General features: G+C 67.4%; 15 protein-coding genes and 1 pseudogene. 6 read left to right on the top strand and 10 right to left on the bottom strand.

The genetic code is table 11. The annotated features are described in order from the left end of the window. Nucleotides 1-35 precede the first annotated feature (35 nt). The 3 genes and pseudogenes from FBY21_RS20975 to FBY21_RS20970 form a co-directional block, all read right to left on the bottom strand. Nucleotides 36-749: a FecR domain-containing protein gene (locus FBY21_RS20975; protein ID WP_243899319.1), complete on the bottom strand. Its 714-nt coding sequence runs from the start codon at nt 747-749 to the stop codon at nt 36-38. 93 nt (nt 750-842) lie between these two features. Further along, nucleotides 843-986: pseudogene (locus tag FBY21_RS29985) on the bottom strand (DUF4880 domain-containing protein); the annotation flags it as partial. Beyond that, nucleotides 983-1,501, bottom strand: a complete 519-nt coding sequence (locus tag FBY21_RS20970) for a sigma-70 family RNA polymerase sigma factor (protein ID WP_044405757.1) — start codon at nt 1,499-1,501, stop codon at nt 983-985. The gene FBY21_RS20970 and the pseudogene FBY21_RS29985, both read right to left, overlap by 4 nt. Before the next feature lie 184 nt (nt 1,502-1,685). Between FBY21_RS20970 and FBY21_RS20965 the strand changes: the two genes are divergently transcribed. Continuing rightward, a complete protein-coding gene (locus FBY21_RS20965; RefSeq protein ID WP_074969676.1) occupies nt 1,686-1,910 on the top strand; it encodes a PA3496 family putative envelope integrity protein in 225 nt (74 codons plus the stop codon). Here the strand turns inward: FBY21_RS20965 and FBY21_RS20960 are convergent. After that, the gene (locus FBY21_RS20960) at nt 1,852-2,799 is read right to left on the bottom strand and encodes a LysR family transcriptional regulator (RefSeq protein ID WP_107331003.1); all 948 of its coding nucleotides are present in this window, start codon (nt 2,797-2,799) and stop codon (nt 1,852-1,854) included. The genes FBY21_RS20965 and FBY21_RS20960 overlap by 59 nt on opposite strands. Before the next feature lie 204 nt (nt 2,800-3,003). Here FBY21_RS20960 and FBY21_RS20955 point away from each other — a divergent pair, with 204 nt between their 5' ends. The 3 genes from FBY21_RS20955 to FBY21_RS20945 all read left to right on the top strand — a co-directional run bounded on the left by FBY21_RS20955 (nt 3,004) and on the right by FBY21_RS20945 (nt 7,133). After that, nucleotides 3,004-4,419: an acetyl-CoA carboxylase biotin carboxylase subunit gene (locus tag FBY21_RS20955; RefSeq protein ID WP_142013407.1), complete on the top strand. Its 1,416-nt coding sequence runs from the start codon at nt 3,004-3,006 to the stop codon at nt 4,417-4,419. 16 nt (nt 4,420-4,435) lie between these two features. Further along, on the top strand, nt 4,436-6,241 hold the full coding sequence (oadA, locus tag FBY21_RS20950) for a sodium-extruding oxaloacetate decarboxylase subunit alpha (RefSeq protein ID WP_142013405.1): 1,806 nt from the start codon (nt 4,436-4,438) through the stop codon (nt 6,239-6,241). Between the two features lie 451 nt (nt 6,242-6,692). Beyond that, nucleotides 6,693-7,133 (top strand): CBS domain-containing protein, encoded by a 441-nt coding sequence (locus FBY21_RS20945; protein WP_044405749.1) that lies wholly within the window; start codon nt 6,693-6,695, stop codon nt 7,131-7,133. A 6-nt stretch (nt 7,134-7,139) separates the two neighbouring features. On the opposite strand, the gene FBY21_RS20940 is transcribed toward FBY21_RS20945, so the two are convergent. The 4 genes from FBY21_RS20940 to purE all read right to left on the bottom strand — a co-directional run bounded on the left by FBY21_RS20940 (nt 7,140) and on the right by purE (nt 9,647). Continuing rightward, complete coding sequence (locus FBY21_RS20940) at nt 7,140-7,676, bottom strand: DUF3299 domain-containing protein (RefSeq protein WP_142013403.1); 537 nt, start codon at nt 7,674-7,676, stop codon at nt 7,140-7,142. Between the two features lie 65 nt (nt 7,677-7,741). After that, nucleotides 7,742-7,987, bottom strand: coding sequence for a GlsB/YeaQ/YmgE family stress response membrane protein (locus FBY21_RS20935; RefSeq protein WP_044405746.1), 246 nt, complete (start codon nt 7,985-7,987; stop codon nt 7,742-7,744). 82 nt (nt 7,988-8,069) lie between these two features. Further along, entirely contained in the window at nt 8,070-9,152 is a 1,083-nt protein-coding gene (locus FBY21_RS20930; protein WP_142013390.1) for a 5-(carboxyamino)imidazole ribonucleotide synthase, read from the bottom strand. 3 nt (nt 9,153-9,155) lie between these two features. Continuing rightward, nucleotides 9,156-9,647 carry a 5-(carboxyamino)imidazole ribonucleotide mutase gene (purE, locus tag FBY21_RS20925; RefSeq protein ID WP_044405744.1) on the bottom strand — a complete coding sequence of 164 codons (492 nt, stop codon included), beginning with the start codon at nt 9,645-9,647 and terminating at the stop codon, nt 9,156-9,158. Between the two features lie 246 nt (nt 9,648-9,893). Between purE and adhP the strand changes: the two genes are divergently transcribed. Then, complete coding sequence (gene adhP / locus FBY21_RS20920; RefSeq protein ID WP_074969682.1) at nt 9,894-10,916, top strand: alcohol dehydrogenase AdhP; 1,023 nt, start codon at nt 9,894-9,896, stop codon at nt 10,914-10,916. A 15-nt stretch (nt 10,917-10,931) separates the two neighbouring features. Here adhP and FBY21_RS20915 read toward each other — a convergent pair whose 3' ends face one another. Beyond that, nucleotides 10,932-11,858: a LysR substrate-binding domain-containing protein gene (locus FBY21_RS20915; RefSeq protein ID WP_142013388.1), complete on the bottom strand. Its 927-nt coding sequence runs from the start codon at nt 11,856-11,858 to the stop codon at nt 10,932-10,934. Nucleotides 11,859-12,038: 180 nt separating this feature from the next. Between FBY21_RS20915 and aspA the strand changes: the two genes are divergently transcribed. Continuing rightward, nucleotides 12,039-13,463, top strand: coding sequence for an aspartate ammonia-lyase (gene aspA / locus FBY21_RS20910; protein ID WP_044400038.1), 1,425 nt, complete (start codon nt 12,039-12,041; stop codon nt 13,461-13,463). 761 nt (nt 13,464-14,224) lie between these two features. Here aspA and FBY21_RS20905 read toward each other — a convergent pair. Beyond that, nucleotides 14,225-15,691, bottom strand: coding sequence for a PLP-dependent aminotransferase family protein (locus FBY21_RS20905; protein ID WP_142013385.1), 1,467 nt, complete (start codon nt 15,689-15,691; stop codon nt 14,225-14,227). Nucleotides 15,692-15,717: the final 26 nt, after the last annotated feature.

Genomic DNA, 15,717 nt, shown 5'->3' with positions numbered 1-15,717 from the left:
ACGACAACAATTCTCATTAGCGCGTATGCAGCGCCTCAGGCACGTGGAGCCAGCGTCACCCAGTATCGGGTCCGGTAGTGGATATCCACAGGCAAGGTACGCGCCAGGGACTCCAGCACCTGGTCCGTATCGGCCAACTGGAAGGCACCGGAGATGCGCAGCCCGGCGACGGCAGGGTCACAGCGCAGCACACCGGGTCGGTAGCGTCCCAGCTCCTCGATGAATGCCCCCAGGGTGAGCCCTTCGGCCCGCAGCACACCACGCACCCAGTCGTCCGCTCCGGGCTGCAACGGCCTCACCTCGCCCATCCGCAGATCGTCGAACTCACTCTGGTAGCCCGCCCCCAGCAGAGTGGCCGAAGGGGCACCGACGGGCTTCAGCTCGACGGCGCCCGACTGCACTGCCACCTGGGTGAGCCCCTCGCGTTGTCGCACGGTGAAGCGCGTCCCCACCGGTCGCACCAGGCCCTCACGGGTCTGCACCCAGAACGGTCGGCCAGACGCGTCCACGGCGGTGGACACCTGGATTTCACCAGCGTGCAGGCGCAGCAGGCGTCGCTGCTCATCGAACGCCAGATCAAGGGCACTGGCGGTGTTGAGGACGACCTGGGTGCCATCGGGCAGTTGGATCTCGCGTCGCTCGCCGACTGCCGTACGCTCGTCTGCCACCCAGCTGCGCCAGGGCGTTGCCCGATAGCCGATGACCCCGCAGGGCGCGGCGAGGGCAGCCAGGGCCAGCAGCTTCAGCAATGCTCGGCGATCCGCTGTCGCCGGCCGCCCCAGGGCCTGTCCGGCAATGGCAGGCGGAATGCCTTGTAGCCGCTGATGAAACTGTTCGGCAATCTGCCAGGCGCGTTCGTGCGCCTCATGGCTGGCCCGCCAGCGGGCGCACTCGGCGTGCACCGCCTCACTGGCCCCGGCCTGCAGGCGAACGAACCAGCGCGCCGCCTCCCGAGCAATCCTCCGTTCGATGGGACCTGCGCTCACAACAGATCCCCTGCAATCACGATGCACTCCTCATACGCCTGGGCGAGATAGCGCTGCACGGAGCGCACATGCACACCCAGGCGCTGGGCGATTTCCTCCTGGGTGCAACCTTCGAGCTGGGACAGCAGGAAGGCCTCACGGGCTTTTGCAGACAACCGCTGAAGCACCTGGTCGACCTCCTGCAAGGCCTCCAGCAGGAGCGCCTGCTGCTCCAGGGACGGCACCGCAGGCTCGGGCAACTCCGCCAGGGCATCGAGGTAGGCGCGTTCCAGCGACTTGCGCCGGTAGAAGTTGATCAGCAGGCGATTGGCCACGGTCGCCAGGTAGGCTCGCGGGGCCTCGATCGATTGCGGTCGGGCCACCAGCAGGCGAAGGAAGCTGTCCTGGGTCAGGTCGGCAGCATCGGCACCATTGCCCAGGCGTTTGCGCAGCCAGTTGAGCAGCCAGCCATGGTGTTCACGGTAAAGCTGCTGCAGCGGATCACCGGAGCAGCTCTGGTGGGGGGCGACTGGCATGGAGGACTTCCCTGGCGACATGCGCCTGACCGACATCAAATGAGAAAAAGTCTCATTCTATGTAGAGCCCCAGCAGCGAGCAATCACCCATCGGCGTCACGGGATGTTCAACGGCACGTCTTCAAACGGTCACCTGCTGCGCAAATGCTGAGGGCTCCGACAACGGAGCCCCTGGAGACCCGACATGACTCATCCCCATGACGTGCGTTCGGACGCCCCCGTCCTCGACAGCAAGACCCGCCGCAAACTCGAAGATCAGCGCCGGATGCGTTTCCGCCGCGCCATCGAGGCCCACGCCGAGGAACGGCGCCTGAAGGCCGAGATCGACGATTATCCCGACCTGATCGCCATCAACTACCTGTTGTCGACAACGGCAAAGCGCCGTCGAAACGCTGCGAAAGCGTGCTGATCTGGGCGCGTTCTTCGCGGATGTAGCTGATGAAGGCCTGGGCAACCGGTGACAGCCGTTTGCCCTTGGCATGCACCACGCACCAGCTGCGGTAGAGCGGCAGTTCCTCCACCGGCAGTTCCCGCAGCAACCCCGTGGCCAGCTCCAGGCTGACCGCATGACGGGGCAGCAGGCCGATGCCCAGGCCCGCCACCACGCACTCGCGCAATGCATCCAGGGAGGTGACTTCCTGGGTGTGGGCGAAGTGCGCGCGCTTCTGCTGGAAGTACTCCTCGCAGGCCTTGCGGGTGCCGGAGCCGGCCTCGCGCACCAGCAGCGGGAAGGGCTCCAGGTCCTTGAGGGTCAGGCTACGGGCGTGGCACAGCGGGTGGTCCGGCGGGGCCACGGCGATGATCGGGTTGTTCAGGAACGGCAGGAATTCCAGGGCCATGTCCTGGGGCACCAGGGACATGATCACCAGGTCGTCGCGGTTGTCTGCCAGGCGCTTGATCGCCTGGGCGCGGTTGACCACCGTGAGGTGCAGGCTGACGTCCGGGTGCTGCTGGCGGAAGGCGGCGAACAGGTGGGGCACGAAGTACTTGGCGCTGGACTCCACCGCCAGGTTGAGCTGCCCCTGCAGCGAGCCCTGCAGGTCGGAGAGCTGCATGTCGAGGCTCTCCAGCCGCTGGAAGATGTCGCCGCTGGCCACGTACAGCGCCTCGGCGGCGTCGGTCTGGTAGAGCTTCTTGCCCACGTATTCGAACAGCGGCTGGCCCACCAGCTCTTCCAGCTGGCGGATCTGCAGGCTCACCGCCGGCTGGGTCAGCGCCATCTCCTCTGCCGCGCGGCTGTAGGAGCGGCTCTCGTACACGGCACGGAACACCTGGAGCTGGCGCAACGTCATGCGCAGCAGGGTCTTGCGCATCATGGACCTCGATAAATCGGGGGGTGCGGCGCCGGACTATAAGGCCTTCCTAATGGATATCCCAATAATTATTGATTTTGGTTATTCACAAACTTCGATTTAGGTTAGATACGCGACCGTCCAGCCTGGCTCGGTCACTCGCCGACCGGCCTACGCCGTTCGCCTGCCCACTTGGTCGAGGGAACACTCGTGATCAAGAAAATCCTCATCGCCAACCGGGGTGAGATCGCTGTCCGCATCGTGCGCGCCTGCGCCGAGATGGGCATCCGCTCGGTGGCCATCTACTCCGAGGCCGATCGCCATGCGCTGCACGTGAAGCGCGCTGACGAAGCCCACAGCATCGGTGAAGACCCGCTGGCCGGTTACCTGAACCCGCGCAAGCTGGTGAACCTGGCCGTGGAGACCGGCTGCGACGCCCTGCACCCCGGCTACGGCTTCCTCTCGGAGAACTCCGAGCTGGCGGAGATCTGCGCCGAGCGCGGGATCAAGTTCATCGGCCCGTCCGCCGAGGTCATCCGCCGCATGGGCGACAAGACCGAGGCGCGCCGCAGCATGATCAAGGCCGGCGTACCGGTCACCCCCGGCACCGAGGGCAACGTCGCCGACCTGGCCGAGGCCCTGCGCGAAGGCGACCGCATCGGCTACCCGGTGATGCTCAAGGCCACCTCCGGCGGCGGCGGCCGTGGTATCCGCCGCTGCAACAGCCGCGAGGAACTGGAGCAGGCCTACCCCCGGGTGATCTCCGAGGCCACCAAGGCCTTCGGCTCGGCGGAAGTGTTCCTGGAGAAGTGCATCGTCAACCCGAAGCACATCGAAGCCCAGGTGCTGGCCGACTCCTTCGGCAACACCGTGCACCTGTTCGAGCGTGACTGCTCGATCCAGCGCCGCAACCAGAAGCTCATCGAGATCGCCCCCAGCCCGCAGCTCACCCCCGAGCAGCGCGCCTACATCGGCGACCTGGCCGTGCGCGCGGCCAAGGCCGTGGGCTACGAGAACGCCGGCACCGTGGAGTTCCTGCTCGCCGAAGGCGAGGTGTACTTCATGGAGATGAACACCCGGGTCCAGGTGGAGCACACCATCACCGAGGAAATCACCGGCATCGACATCGTCCGCGAGCAGATCCGCGTCGCCTCCGGGCTGGAGCTGTCGGTCAAGCAGGACGACATCATCCACCGGGGCTACGCCCTGCAGTTCCGCATCAACGCCGAGGACCCGAAGAACAACTTCCTCCCCTCCTTCGGCAAGATCACCCGCTACTACGCCCCCGGCGGCCCCGGCGTGCGCACCGACACGGCGATCTACACCGGCTACACCATCCCGCCCTACTACGACTCGATGTGCCTGAAGCTCATCGTCTGGGCGCTGACCTGGGAAGAAGCCCTCGACCGCGGCCTGCGCGCCCTCGACGACATGCGCGTGCAGGGGGTCAAGACCACCGCCGCCTACTACCAGGAGATCCTCCGCGATCCCGAGTTCCGCAGCGGCCAGTTCAACACCAGCTTCGTCGAGGCCCACCCGGAACTGACCCAGTACTCCATCAAGCGCAACCCGTCGCACCTGGCCATCGCCATCGCCACCGCCATCGCTGCCCACGCCGGCCTGTAGGGGAAGGATTCAGAACATGAGCAAAAAAGTCACCGTCACCGACACCATCCTGCGCGACGCCCACCAGTCGCTGCTGGCCACCCGCATGCGCACCGAGGACATGCTCCCGATCTGCGACAAGCTGGACAAGGTCGGCTACTGGTCCCTGGAAGTCTGGGGCGGCGCCACCTTCGACGCCTGCGTGCGCTTCCTCAAGGAAGACCCGTGGGAGCGCCTGCGCAAGCTCAAGGCCGCCCTGCCCAACACCCGCCTGCAGATGCTCCTGCGCGGGCAGAACCTGCTGGGCTACCGCCACTACAGCGACGACGTGGTCCGCGCCTTCGTGGCCAAGGCCGCCGTCAACGGCATCGACGTGTTCCGCATCTTCGACGCCATGAACGACGTGCGTAACCTGCGCGTCTCCATCGAGGCGGTGAAGGCCGCCGGCAAGCACGCCCAGGGCACCATCTGCTACACCACCAGCCCGGTGCACACCATCGACGCCTTCGTCGAGCAGGCCAAGCAGATGGCCGCCATGGGCGTGGACTCCATCGCCATCAAGGACATGGCCGGCCTGCTGACCCCCTACGCCACCGGCGATCTGGTCAAGGCCCTGAAGGATGCCCTGCCCCTGGAAGTGGCCGTGCACTCCCACGACACTGCCGGCGTGGCCAGCATGTGCCAGCTCAAGGCCGTGGAGAACGGTGCCGACCGCATCGACACCGCCATCTCCAGCATGGCCTGGGGCACCAGCCACCCCGGCACCGAGTCCATGGTCGCGGCCCTGCGCAACACCCCCTACGACACCGGCCTGGACCTGGAGCTGATCCAGGAGATCGGCCTGTACTTCCACGCCGTGCGCAAGAAGTACCACCAGTTCGAGAGCGAATTCACCGGCGTCGACACCCGCGTGCAGGTCAACCAGGTGCCCGGCGGCATGATCTCCAACCTGGCCAACCAGCTGAAGGAACAGGGCGCCCTCAACCGCATGGGCGAAGTGCTGGAAGAGATCCCGCGCGTGCGCGCCGACCTGGGCTACCCGCCCCTGGTCACCCCCACCTCGCAGATCGTCGGCACCCAGGCCTTCTTCAACGTCCTGGCCGGTGAGCGCTACAAGACCATCACCAACGAGGTGAAGCTCTACCTGCAAGGCCGCTACGGCAAGGCCGCCGGGCAGATCAACGAAGAGCTGCGCCGCCAGGCCATCGGCAACGAGGAAGTCATCGACGTGCGCCCGGCCGACCTGCTCAAGCCCGAGCTGGACAAGCTGCGCGCCGAGATCGGCAGCCTGGCCAAGTCCGAGGAAGACGTGCTGACCTTCGCCATGTTCCCGGACATCGGCCGCAAGTTCCTCGAAGAGCGCGCCGCCGGCACCCTCAAGCCCGAGGAACTGCTGCCCATCCCCAACGGCCAGGGCCCGGCTCCGGTCGGCGGCGAGGGCGTACCCACCGAGTTCGTGGTGGACGTGCACGGCGAGAGCTACCGCGTGGACATCACCGGCGTGGGCGTGAAGAGCGACGGCAAGCGCCACTTCTATCTGTCCATCGACGGCATGCCGGAAGAAGTGGTGTTCGAGCCGCTGAACGAATTCATCGGCGGCGGCGGCAACAAGCGCAAGAGCGCCAGCGCACCGGGCGATGTCAGCACCACCATGCCGGGCAACATCGTCGACGTGCTGGTCAAGGACGGAGACAGCGTCAAGGCCGGCCAGGCCGTGCTGATCACCGAAGCCATGAAGATGGAAACCGAGGTCCAGGCGCCCATCGCCGGCACCGTCAAGGCGATCCACGTCGCCAAGGGCGACCGGGTCAACCCGGGCGAAGTGCTGATCGAGATCGAATGATCCCGACCCGAAGTCCCCGTGGGGAGCCGAAAGGCTCCCTTTTTTTGCCTATGCCCCAACGGTTACAGCCCGGGGACCTGGTGCCGAACATCCCTGGGCTGAAGCCCAGGCTACGGGTGCCGGTCATTGCGTAGGGTGGATAACGCTCTTTTTATCCACCGACCGGACTCACACCCGACACCGAAGCCTCCCCGCTGTGGCATCTACACCTACCAGCCGTAGCCCGGGCTTCAGCCCGGGGACTTGGAGTCGAATCTCCCTGGGCTGAAGCCCAGGCTACGGGAGCCGCACCGCGTAGGGTGGGCTTCAGCCCACCATCCGGGCCCACCGCAGCATCTGCCCGGCTCATGAATTTCTCAATGGTCATCATGAAAATTCCCACTTGGCCGCCGCACCGGCTGCAGGTGCATCCTGCGCTTCCAGTCAGCGCCATCCCCAGGGAGGAGAAGCCATGAAAACCGTCGCCCAGATGCTTCACGCCAAGCCTCGCCAGCAGGTCCACACCATCGAGGCCGATGCCCCGATGCTCGAGGCCCTGCGCCTGATGGCGGAGCAGAACATCGGCGCCCTGCCGGTCACCGAAGGCGGTCGCCTGGTGGGCATCGTCAGCGAGCGTGACTACGCCCGGCGCGGCGTGCTCCAGGGGCGTTCCTCGGTGGCGACGCCGGTGCGCGAGTTCATGACCGAGCCGGTGTTCACCGTCCATGCCCGGCAGAGCATCCGCGAATGCATGTCGCTGATGACCGACCGCCACATGCGCCACCTGCCGGTGGTGGAAGACGGCCAGCTGATCGGCCTGCTGTCCATCGGCGACCTGGTGAAGGAAGCCATGGCCGAGCAGGACAACCTGATCCTGCACCTGGAGCAGTACATCCGCGGCGAAGTGGCCTGAGGCCTGTCAGAGGTCCTCGTCCTGCACCACCCGCACCTCGCCGGCGTCCATCGCGTAGGCGGCGTCGGCCAGGTCGTTGCTGACCGGCTCCACCTTGAGCGTGCCGCTCACCCAGAGCGGGGTGTAGATGTCGTCCAGGGCGATGCCCTTGGGGAAGCGCACCAGCACGATCTGGTTCGGCGGCGGCGGCGGTACGTGGATGCAGGCGCCCGGGTAAGGCACGAGGAAGAACAGCGTGTTACGCCCCTTGGCATCGGTCTCCAGCGGCACCGGGTAGCCCCCCAGGCGGATCTTCTTGCCGTTGAGCGTGGCCACCGTCTTCGCCGAATACATCACCGCCGGCAGGTCCTTGTCCTGCTGCTTCAGCCCGCCCTTGTTGGTGAAGGTGCCTTCGCCTTCGGGGGTGTTGTGGCTGATGTCCGGCATCTCTTCCAGGGCCTTGCGGTCCTCCGGGGGCATCAGCTCCAGCCAGTCGGTCTCGGGGAGCTGGGCGTGGGCCAGGGCGCTGCACAGCAGCAGGGGAAACAGCAGGGTACGGCGCATGGTGCGGGCTCGCGGGCGGGAAACAGGCGCTAAGACTAGCCGCGCCCGTTCCCGGTTCCCAGCCCTCAGTCCTTCTTGATGGCGCTGTAGATCATCAGCAGGACGATGGCGCCGACCACCGCACCGATGAAGCCCGCCCCCTGCCCGGCACGGTAGATGCCCAGCGCCTGGCCGCCGTAGGTGGCGGCGATGGAACCGCCGATGCCCAGCAGGATGGTCCAGATCCAGCCCATGCTGTCATCGCCCGGTTTGAGGAAGCGTGCGACCAGGCCCACGACCAGGCCGATGAATAGCGTTCCGATGAGCCCCATGGCAGTCACTCCTGAATCCTGAATGAAAAAGGGCGTGTCCGTGGACACGCCCTTGATCAGACAGCAGCGCAGCGGCAGGGGTTCAGCCGGCGATCAACGCCTCGACCTCGGCGATGCGCGCCTTCAGGGTCGGCAGGTCGGCGCTGCGCAGGGTGGCGTGGCCGACCTTGCGCCCGGCCTTGAAGGCCTTGCCGTAGTGGTGCAGGTGGCAGTCGCCGACGGCGATCACCTTCTCCACCGGCGGCACTTCGCCGATGAAGTTGAGCATGGCGCTCTCGCCCACCTTGGCGGTGGAACCCAGCGGCAGGCCGGCAACGGCGCGCAGGTGGTTCTCGAACTGGCTGCACTCGGCGCCTTCGATGGTCCAGTGCCCGGAGTTGTGCACGCGCGGGGCGATCTCGTTGGCCTTCAGGCCGCCGTCCACTTCGAAGAATTCGAAAGCCAGCACGCCGACGTAGTCCAGCTCGCGCAGCACGCGGCCGACGTAGTCCTCGGCCAGGCTCTGCAGCGGGTGGTCGGTGCTGGCGATGGACAGGCGCAGGATGCCGTTCTCGTGGGTGTTGTGCACCAGCGGGTAGAAGCGCGTCTCGCCGTCACGGGCGCGCACCGCCACCAGGGACACTTCGCCGGTGAAGGGCACGAAGCCTTCGAGGATGCAGGGCACGCTGCCCAGCTCGGCGAAGGCACCGGCCACGTCCGCCGGGCTGCGCAGGACCTTCTGGCCCTTGCCGTCATAGCCCAGGGTGCGGGTCTTCATCACCGCCGGCAGGCCGATGGCGGCCACGGCGGCGTCCAGGTCCGCCTGGGACTGGATGTCGGCGAACTCGGGGGTGGGGATGCCCAGGTCCTTGAACATCGACTTTTCGAACCAGCGGTCACGGGCGATGCGCAGGGCATTGGCCGAGGGATAGACCGGCACGAACTGGGAGAGGAAGGCCACGGTCTCGGCCGGCACGCTCTCGAACTCGAAGGTCACCAGGTCCACTTCGTCCGCCAGCTGGCGCAGGTGGTCCTGGTCGCCGTAGTCGGCGCGGATGTGCTCGCCGAGCGCCTGAGCGCAGGCGTCGGGGGCCGGGTCGAGGAAGGCGAAGTCCATGCCCAGCGGGGTGCCCGCCAGGGCCATCATGCGGCCGAGCTGGCCGCCGCCGATCACGCCGATCTTCATGGGTCAGGCCTCGCGCGGGTCCGGATTGTCGAGAACGGTGCGGGTCTGCTCCTCGCGGAAGGCCTTCAGCGCCGCGTGGTACTGCGGGTGCTGGTGGCCGAGGATGCTGGCGGCCAGCAGGGCGGCATTCACCGCACCGGCCTTGCCGATGGCCAGGGTGGCGACCGGGATGCCCGCCGGCATCTGCACGATGGAGAGCAGCGAGTCGACGCCCGAGAGCATGGACGACTGCACCGGCACGCCGAGCACCGGCAGGTGGGTCTTGGCCGCGCACATGCCCGGCAGGTGGGCGGCACCGCCGGCACCGGCGATGATCACCTGGATGCCGCGGGCCTCGGCCTCTTCGGCGTACTGGAACAGCAGGTCCGGGGTGCGGTGGGCGGAGACCACCTTCACTTCATAGGGGATGCCCAGCTTGTCCAGCATCTCGGCGGTGTGGCTGAGGGTGCTCCAATCGGACTTGGAGCCCATGATCACGCCTACCAGTGCGCTCATCGTCGTACCTCATCAAGGGTCGAAAACCAACAAGCCACGCTCAAGGGCGTGGCTTGTCTGCGATGTGGGCCGGCGTGCGCTGCCGGCCGAAGGCCGCGCAGTATACCGCAAAGGCGGGCGCGGTAATCACCCGCCTCGACCGTCCGTCACGCGGTGCCCGCCACGGGCCGTAACCTTGTCCCAGCGCAAGGTTTGTCACGCTCGGCACGGCACACTCCCAGGCTCCACAGCCAGGAGGTGAAAGCCATGAACAAGACCATGAAAGCCGCCGTCGTCCATGCCTTCGGTGAACCGTTGCGGATCGAGGAAGTGAAGGTGCCGCTGCCCGGCCCCGGCCAGATCCTGGTGAAGATCGAGGCCTCCGGCGTCTGCCACACCGACCTCCACGCCGCCGAGGGCGACTGGCCGGTGAAACCCGCCCTGCCCTTCATCCCCGGCCATGAAGGCGTCGGCTACGTCGCCGCCGTCGGCAGCGGCGTCACCCGCGTCCGCGAAGGCGACCGGGTCGGCGTGCCCTGGCTGTACACCGCCTGCGGCTGCTGCGAACACTGCCTGACCGGCTGGGAAACCCTCTGCGAAGGCCAGCAGAACACCGGCTACTCGGTGAACGGTGGCTACGCCGAATACGTGCTGGCCGACCCGAACTACGTCGGGCTGCTGCCCAAGGACGTCGAGTTCGACGCGATCGCGCCGATCCTCTGCGCCGGCGTCACCGTCTATAAAGGCCTGAAGGTCACCGGCGCCCGCCCCGGCCAGTGGGTGGCCATCTCCGGCATCGGCGGCCTCGGCCACGTGGCCGTGCAGTACGCCCGCGCCATGGGCCTGCATGTGGCGGCCATCGACGTCGACGACGCCAAGCTCGACCTGGCCCGCAAGCTCGGCGCCAGCCTGACCATCAACGCACGCAACGAGAACCCCGCCGAGGTGATCCAGCGCGACATCGGCGGCGCCCACGGCGTGCTGGTCACCGCCGTGTCCAACAGCGCCTTCGGCCAGGCCATCGGCATGGCCCGTCGCGGCGGCACCGTGGCCCTGGTGGGCCTGCCCCCGGGCGACTTCCCCACGCCGATCTTCGACGTGGTGCTCAAGGCCATCAGCATCACCGGCTCCATCGTCGGCACCCGTGCCGACCTGCAGGAAGCGCTGGACTTCGCCGGTGAAGGCCTGGTGAAGGCCACCATCCACAAGGACTCGATGGACAACATCAACGGCATCTTCGACCAGATGCGCGCCGGCAAGATCGAAGGCCGCATCGTCATCAACCCCTGACCCGCCGGGGCCGGCTCAGCCGGCCCCTCCTCCCTCCAGCGTCGCCCCCAGCCCGCCCTCCAGCTTGCGCCACAGCAGGCGGATGGCAGCCTTGCGCACCAGCGCGCAGCGGTACAGGCGGATCTCCAGCGGCACGTGCCAGTGCGGCCCGCCGCACACCACCAGATCCCCCCGCGCCAGCGCCGCCTCGGCACTGAAGCGCGGCACCCAGGCCACGCCCAGGCCCTGCAGCGCCATGCTCTTGAGGCTGTCGGCCATCGCCGTCTCGTACACCGTGGTGGAACGCAGGGCCCGCTGGCGCAGCAGCAGGTTCACCGAACGCCCGAGGAAGGCTCCAGCGCTGTAAGCCAGCAGCGGCACGCTCTGCCCGCTGTCCAGCTCGTAGAGCGGCTTGCCCTCGGCGTCCACCGCGCACACAGGCAGCATCTCGGTGCGCCCCAGGCTCATGGACGGGAACAGTTCCGGGTCCATCTGCAGCGCCGCGTCCGGGTCATAGAAGGCCAGGATCAGGTCGCAGCCCCCCTCCCGCAGCGAGTGCACCGCCTCCCCCACGTTGGTGGCGATCAGGCGGCTGGAGATGTTCAGCCCCTCGACCCGCAACCGCGCGATCCACTGCGGGAAGAAGCCCAGCGCCAGGGAGTGGGCGGCGGCGAACTGCAACACCTCGCCCTGCTGGCCCTCCAGGTGGTGCAGGCGGCGCACCACCTCCCCCAGCTGCTCCACCATGCTGCGCGCGGTGACCAGGAACAGCTGGCCCGAGTCGGTCAGCTCGATCGGCGTGCGCGAGCGGTTCACCAGGGTCAGCCCCAGCGCCGCCTCCAGGCTGCGGATGCGCCGGCTGAACGCCGGCTGGGTGACGAAGCGCCGCTCGGCGGCCTGGGAGAAGCTGCGGGTGTTGGCCAGGGCGACGAAATCCTCCAGCCATTTGGTTTCCAGGTTCATGGGGCCTTCCAGGGAATGCTCGATTTTGGTGCACACGCTTGCCAGCGAAGCGGCGTCACACCTGCATTATGCCGATTGTGCATAGGGCAGCGAATAACAGCATTGGTCTAAAAATGCCTGGAGCCTTAGATTAGCGGGCATCGCGGCACTAGCCGTGTTCTTCCAGAGATGAATCGCATCATGTCCGCTGCTGCATCCTTCCGCGTCGAAAAAGACCTGCTCGGTACCCTCGAAGTCCCCGCCGATGCCTACTACGGCATCCAGACCCTGCGCGCCGTGCAGAACTTCCGCCTCTCCGGCGTACCGCTGTCGCACTACCCGAAACTGGTAGTCGCCCTGGCCATGGTCAAGCAGGCCGCCGCCGACGCCAACAAGCAGCTCGGCCACCTGCCGGCCGACAAGCACGCCGCCATCACCGAGGCCTGCGCCCGCCTGATCCGTGGCGAGTACCACGACCAGTTCGTGGTGGACATGATCCAGGGCGGTGCCGGCACCTCCACCAACATGAACGCCAACGAGGTCATCGCCAACATCGGCCTCGAAGCGATGGGCAAGCAGAAGGGCGAATACAAGCACCTGCACCCGAACAACGACGTGAACATGGCGCAGTCCACCAACGACGCCTACCCCACTGCCATCCGCCTCGGCCTGCTGCTCGGCCACGACGCCCTGCTGGCCAGCCTCGACAGCCTGATCCAGGCCATCGCCGCCAAGGGTGAAGAATTCGCCCATGTGCTGAAGATGGGCCGCACCCAGCTGCAGGACGCCGTGCCCATGACCCTGGGCCAGGAATTCCACGCCTTCGCCACCACCCTGGGCGAGGACCTGGACCGCCTGCGTCGCCTGGCACCCGAACTGCTGACCGAAGTGAACCTGGGCGGCACCGCCATCGGCACCGGCATCAACGCCGACCCCGGCTACCAGAAGCTGGCCGTCGAGCGCCTGGCCGAAATCAGCGGCCAGCCGCTGAAGCCCGCCGCCGACCTGATCGAAGCCACCTCCGACATGGGCGCCTTCGTGCTGTTCTCCGGCATGCTCAAGCGCACCGCGGTCAAGCTGTCGAAGATCTGCAACGACCTGCGCCTGCTCTCCAGCGGCCCGCGCACCGGCATCAACGAGATCAACCTGCCGGCACGCCAGCCGGGCAGCTCGATCATGCCCGGCAAGGTCAACCCGGTGATCCCGGAAGCGGTCAACCAGGTCGCCTTCGAAGTGATCGGCAACGACCTGGCCCTGACCCTCGCCGCCGAAGGCGGCCAGCTGCAGCTGAACGTGATGGAGCCGCTGATCGCCTACAAGATCTTCGACTCGATCCGCCTGCTCCAGCGCGCCATGGACATGCTCCGCGAGCACTGCATCGTCGGCATCACCGCCAACGAAGAGCACTGCCGCCGCCTGATGGAGAACTCCATCGGCCTGATCACCGCGCTCAACCCCTACATCGGCTACGAGAACTCCACCCGTATCGCCAAGGAGGCCCTGATCAGCGGCCGCGGCGTACTGGAACTGGTTCGCGAAGAGAAGCTGCTGGACGACTCCATGCTGGCGGACATCCTCCGCCCGGAAAACATGATCGCCCCGCGCCTCGTACCGCTGAAGGCCTGAGCCTTACCGTCTCACCAGGAGGGGCGCAGCCCCTCATTCTAGAGGATGGTCGTCTGACCATCCTTTTTTTTGCCTGTGGAAAAGTGCCCCACGTAGGGTGGGCTTCAGCCCGCCATGCGGACCCGCCGCAACTCCGCTGGTGGATCGATGAAGCGCGATCCACCCTACGGGTGCCGATCATTGCGTAGGGTGGACAACGCTCTATTTATCCACCGACCGGGCTACCCCCCGACACCGAAGCCCCCTGTGGACCTAAAACCGCTAGCCCCGTAGGCCGGGCTTCAGCCCGGGGACCTGGAGCCGAGCATCCCTGGGCTGAAGCCCAGGCTACGGGAGCTGCCTAGGCGTAGGGTGGGCTTCAGCCCACCATCGGAGCCCACCGCAGCTCCGCTGGTGGATCGATGAAGCGCGATCCACCCTACAGGTGCCGGTCATTGCGTAGGGTGGATAACGCTCTTTTTATCCACCGACCGGACTCACGCCCGACACCAAAGCCTCCCCCTGCGGCATCTACACCCGCCAGCCGTAGCCCGGGCTTCAGCCCGGGGACTTGGAGTCGAACATCCCTGGGCTGAAGCCCAGGCTACGGGGGCTGCCTAGGCGTAGGGTGGGCTTCAGCCCACCATCCGGACCCGCCGCAACTCCGCTGGTGGATCGATGAAGCGCGATCCCCCTACGGGTGCCGGTCATTGCGTAGGATGGATAACGCTCTTTTTATCCACCGGCCGGGCTATCCCCCGACACCGAAGCCTCTACGGCACCTACACCCGCCAGGCCCGGCGCAACACCCGCACCGCCTCGGCGATCTCCGGCTCGGGCACGGCGGCGAAGCCCAGCACCAGCCCGGCGCGGTTATCCACAGGCTCGTCACTGTCCTCCAGCCAATAGCCGCTCAACCCGTTCATCTCCACCCCCGCCGCCCGCGCGGCGCCCAGCAGTGCCTGCTCCCGTTCCAGGCTGTCGACGCGGATGCACAGGTGCAGCCCCGCTTCCACCGCCGGCATCGGTGCACAACCGGGAATCGCCGCCGGCCAGTCCCGCAGCAAGGCATCGCGACGCGCCCGGGCAGCCTGGCGCATGCGCCGGACATGGCGCTGGAAGTGCCCGGCGGCGATGAACTCCGCCATCACCGCCTGGGTGCCGATCTCCGAATGGCGCATGTCCAGAGCCAGCCGCCGGGCGAAGGGCTGGGCCAGGGCCGGCGGCAGCACCAGGTAGCCCAGGCGCAGGGCCGGGAAGGCGATCTTGCAGAAGGTGCCGACGTAGAGCACCCGCCCCTGCCGGTCCAGCGAGGCCAGGGGCGCCAGCGGTACCCCGCTGTAGCGGTACTCGCCGTCGTAGTCGTCCTCGATGATCCAGCCGCCCTCGCGCTCGGCCCACTCCAGCAGCTCCAGGCGCCGCGCCAGGGACAGCGTCACCCCCGTCGGGTACTGGTGGGACGGCGTCAGGTACACCAGCCGGCAGTTATCCACAGCGGACAGCGCCGGGCAGACCAGCCCCTCGTTGTCCACAGGCACTCCCACCAGCTGCGCACCGGCCACCGCGAACGCGTGGCCCGCCGCGCGATAGCCGGGGTTTTCCACAGCCACCCGGTCCCCCGGCTGCACCAGCAACTGCGCACAGAGGCTGATGGCCTGCTGCGCACCGCAGGTGATCACCACCTGCTCCGCATCGCAGGCCAGGCCCCGGCTGCTGCGCAGGTAGGCCGCCACCAGCTCGCGCAGGCCCCGGTCGCCCGCCGGGTCGCCATAGCCCAGGCGCGCCAGCGACGGCTTGCGCCAGAAGCGCGCGGACAGTCGTGCCCAGGTCTCGAAGGGAAACAGGTCGAAGGCTGGCACGCCGATGCGAAAGGCCCGGGGCGCGCGCTCCGGCGAAGCCGGCAGGTGATGCCGCTCCAGGCGCTCCAGGGCCACGCTCGGCGCCGGCCCGGGCGGTTCGGGCAGGGCCACCGGCGGGCTTGTGGATAACTCCACCACGTAGGTGCCGTCGCCCACACGCCCCTCCACATAGCCCTCGGCATAGAGCTGGTCGAAGGCGCGGGTCACGGTGTTGCGGGAGATGCCCAGCAGCGCCGCCAGGTCGCGGCTGGCGGGCAGGCGCGTGCGGCTGCCCAGGCGCCCGTCGAGGATGCGTTCGCGCAGCGCCTCGTAGAGCTGGCGGGACAGCCCCCGCGCAGGGTCCAGGCGGATGCCGGAGAGGTCGACGGGCAAGGGGGGCGTGGCGGTCATGGCGGCCTCGATTGGCTCTATGAAAG

The sequence above is a fragment of the Pseudomonas sp. SLBN-26 genome (genome assembly GCF_006715895.1).
GTDB classification, from domain to species: Bacteria; Pseudomonadota; Gammaproteobacteria; order Pseudomonadales; family Pseudomonadaceae; genus Metapseudomonas; species Metapseudomonas otitidis.
The sequence above is the reverse complement of the archived record's forward strand: the minus strand, read 5'-3'. Positions and strand labels throughout refer to the sequence as shown.

What these genes read in the sequence shown, in the direction of transcription:
- FBY21_RS20930 (WP_142013390.1), bottom strand. Translation starts at nt 9,152, where the DNA reads ATGAAGATCGGCGTGATCGGCGGCGGCCAGCTCGGCCGCATGATGGCC.
- FBY21_RS20965 (WP_074969676.1), top strand. Translation starts at nt 1,686, where the DNA reads ATGACTCATCCCCATGACGTGCGTTCGGACGCCCCCGTCCTCGACAGC.
- FBY21_RS20915 (WP_142013388.1), bottom strand. Translation starts at nt 11,858, where the DNA reads ATGAACCTGGAAACCAAATGGCTGGAGGATTTCGTCGCCCTGGCCAAC.
- FBY21_RS20940 (WP_142013403.1), bottom strand. Translation starts at nt 7,676, where the DNA reads ATGCGCCGTACCCTGCTGTTTCCCCTGCTGCTGTGCAGCGCCCTGGCC.
- FBY21_RS20905 (WP_142013385.1), bottom strand. Translation starts at nt 15,691, where the DNA reads ATGACCGCCACGCCCCCCTTGCCCGTCGACCTCTCCGGCATCCGCCTG.
- oadA (WP_142013405.1), top strand. Translation starts at nt 4,436, where the DNA reads ATGAGCAAAAAAGTCACCGTCACCGACACCATCCTGCGCGACGCCCAC.
- FBY21_RS20945 (WP_044405749.1), top strand. Translation starts at nt 6,693, where the DNA reads ATGAAAACCGTCGCCCAGATGCTTCACGCCAAGCCTCGCCAGCAGGTC.
- FBY21_RS20970 (WP_044405757.1), bottom strand. Translation starts at nt 1,501, where the DNA reads ATGCCAGTCGCCCCCCACCAGAGCTGCTCCGGTGATCCGCTGCAGCAG.
- FBY21_RS20935 (WP_044405746.1), bottom strand. Translation starts at nt 7,987, where the DNA reads ATGGGGCTCATCGGAACGCTATTCATCGGCCTGGTCGTGGGCCTGGTC.
- adhP (WP_074969682.1), top strand. Translation starts at nt 9,894, where the DNA reads ATGAACAAGACCATGAAAGCCGCCGTCGTCCATGCCTTCGGTGAACCG.
- aspA (WP_044400038.1), top strand. Translation starts at nt 12,039, where the DNA reads ATGTCCGCTGCTGCATCCTTCCGCGTCGAAAAAGACCTGCTCGGTACC.
- purE (WP_044405744.1), bottom strand. Translation starts at nt 9,647, where the DNA reads ATGAGCGCACTGGTAGGCGTGATCATGGGCTCCAAGTCCGATTGGAGC.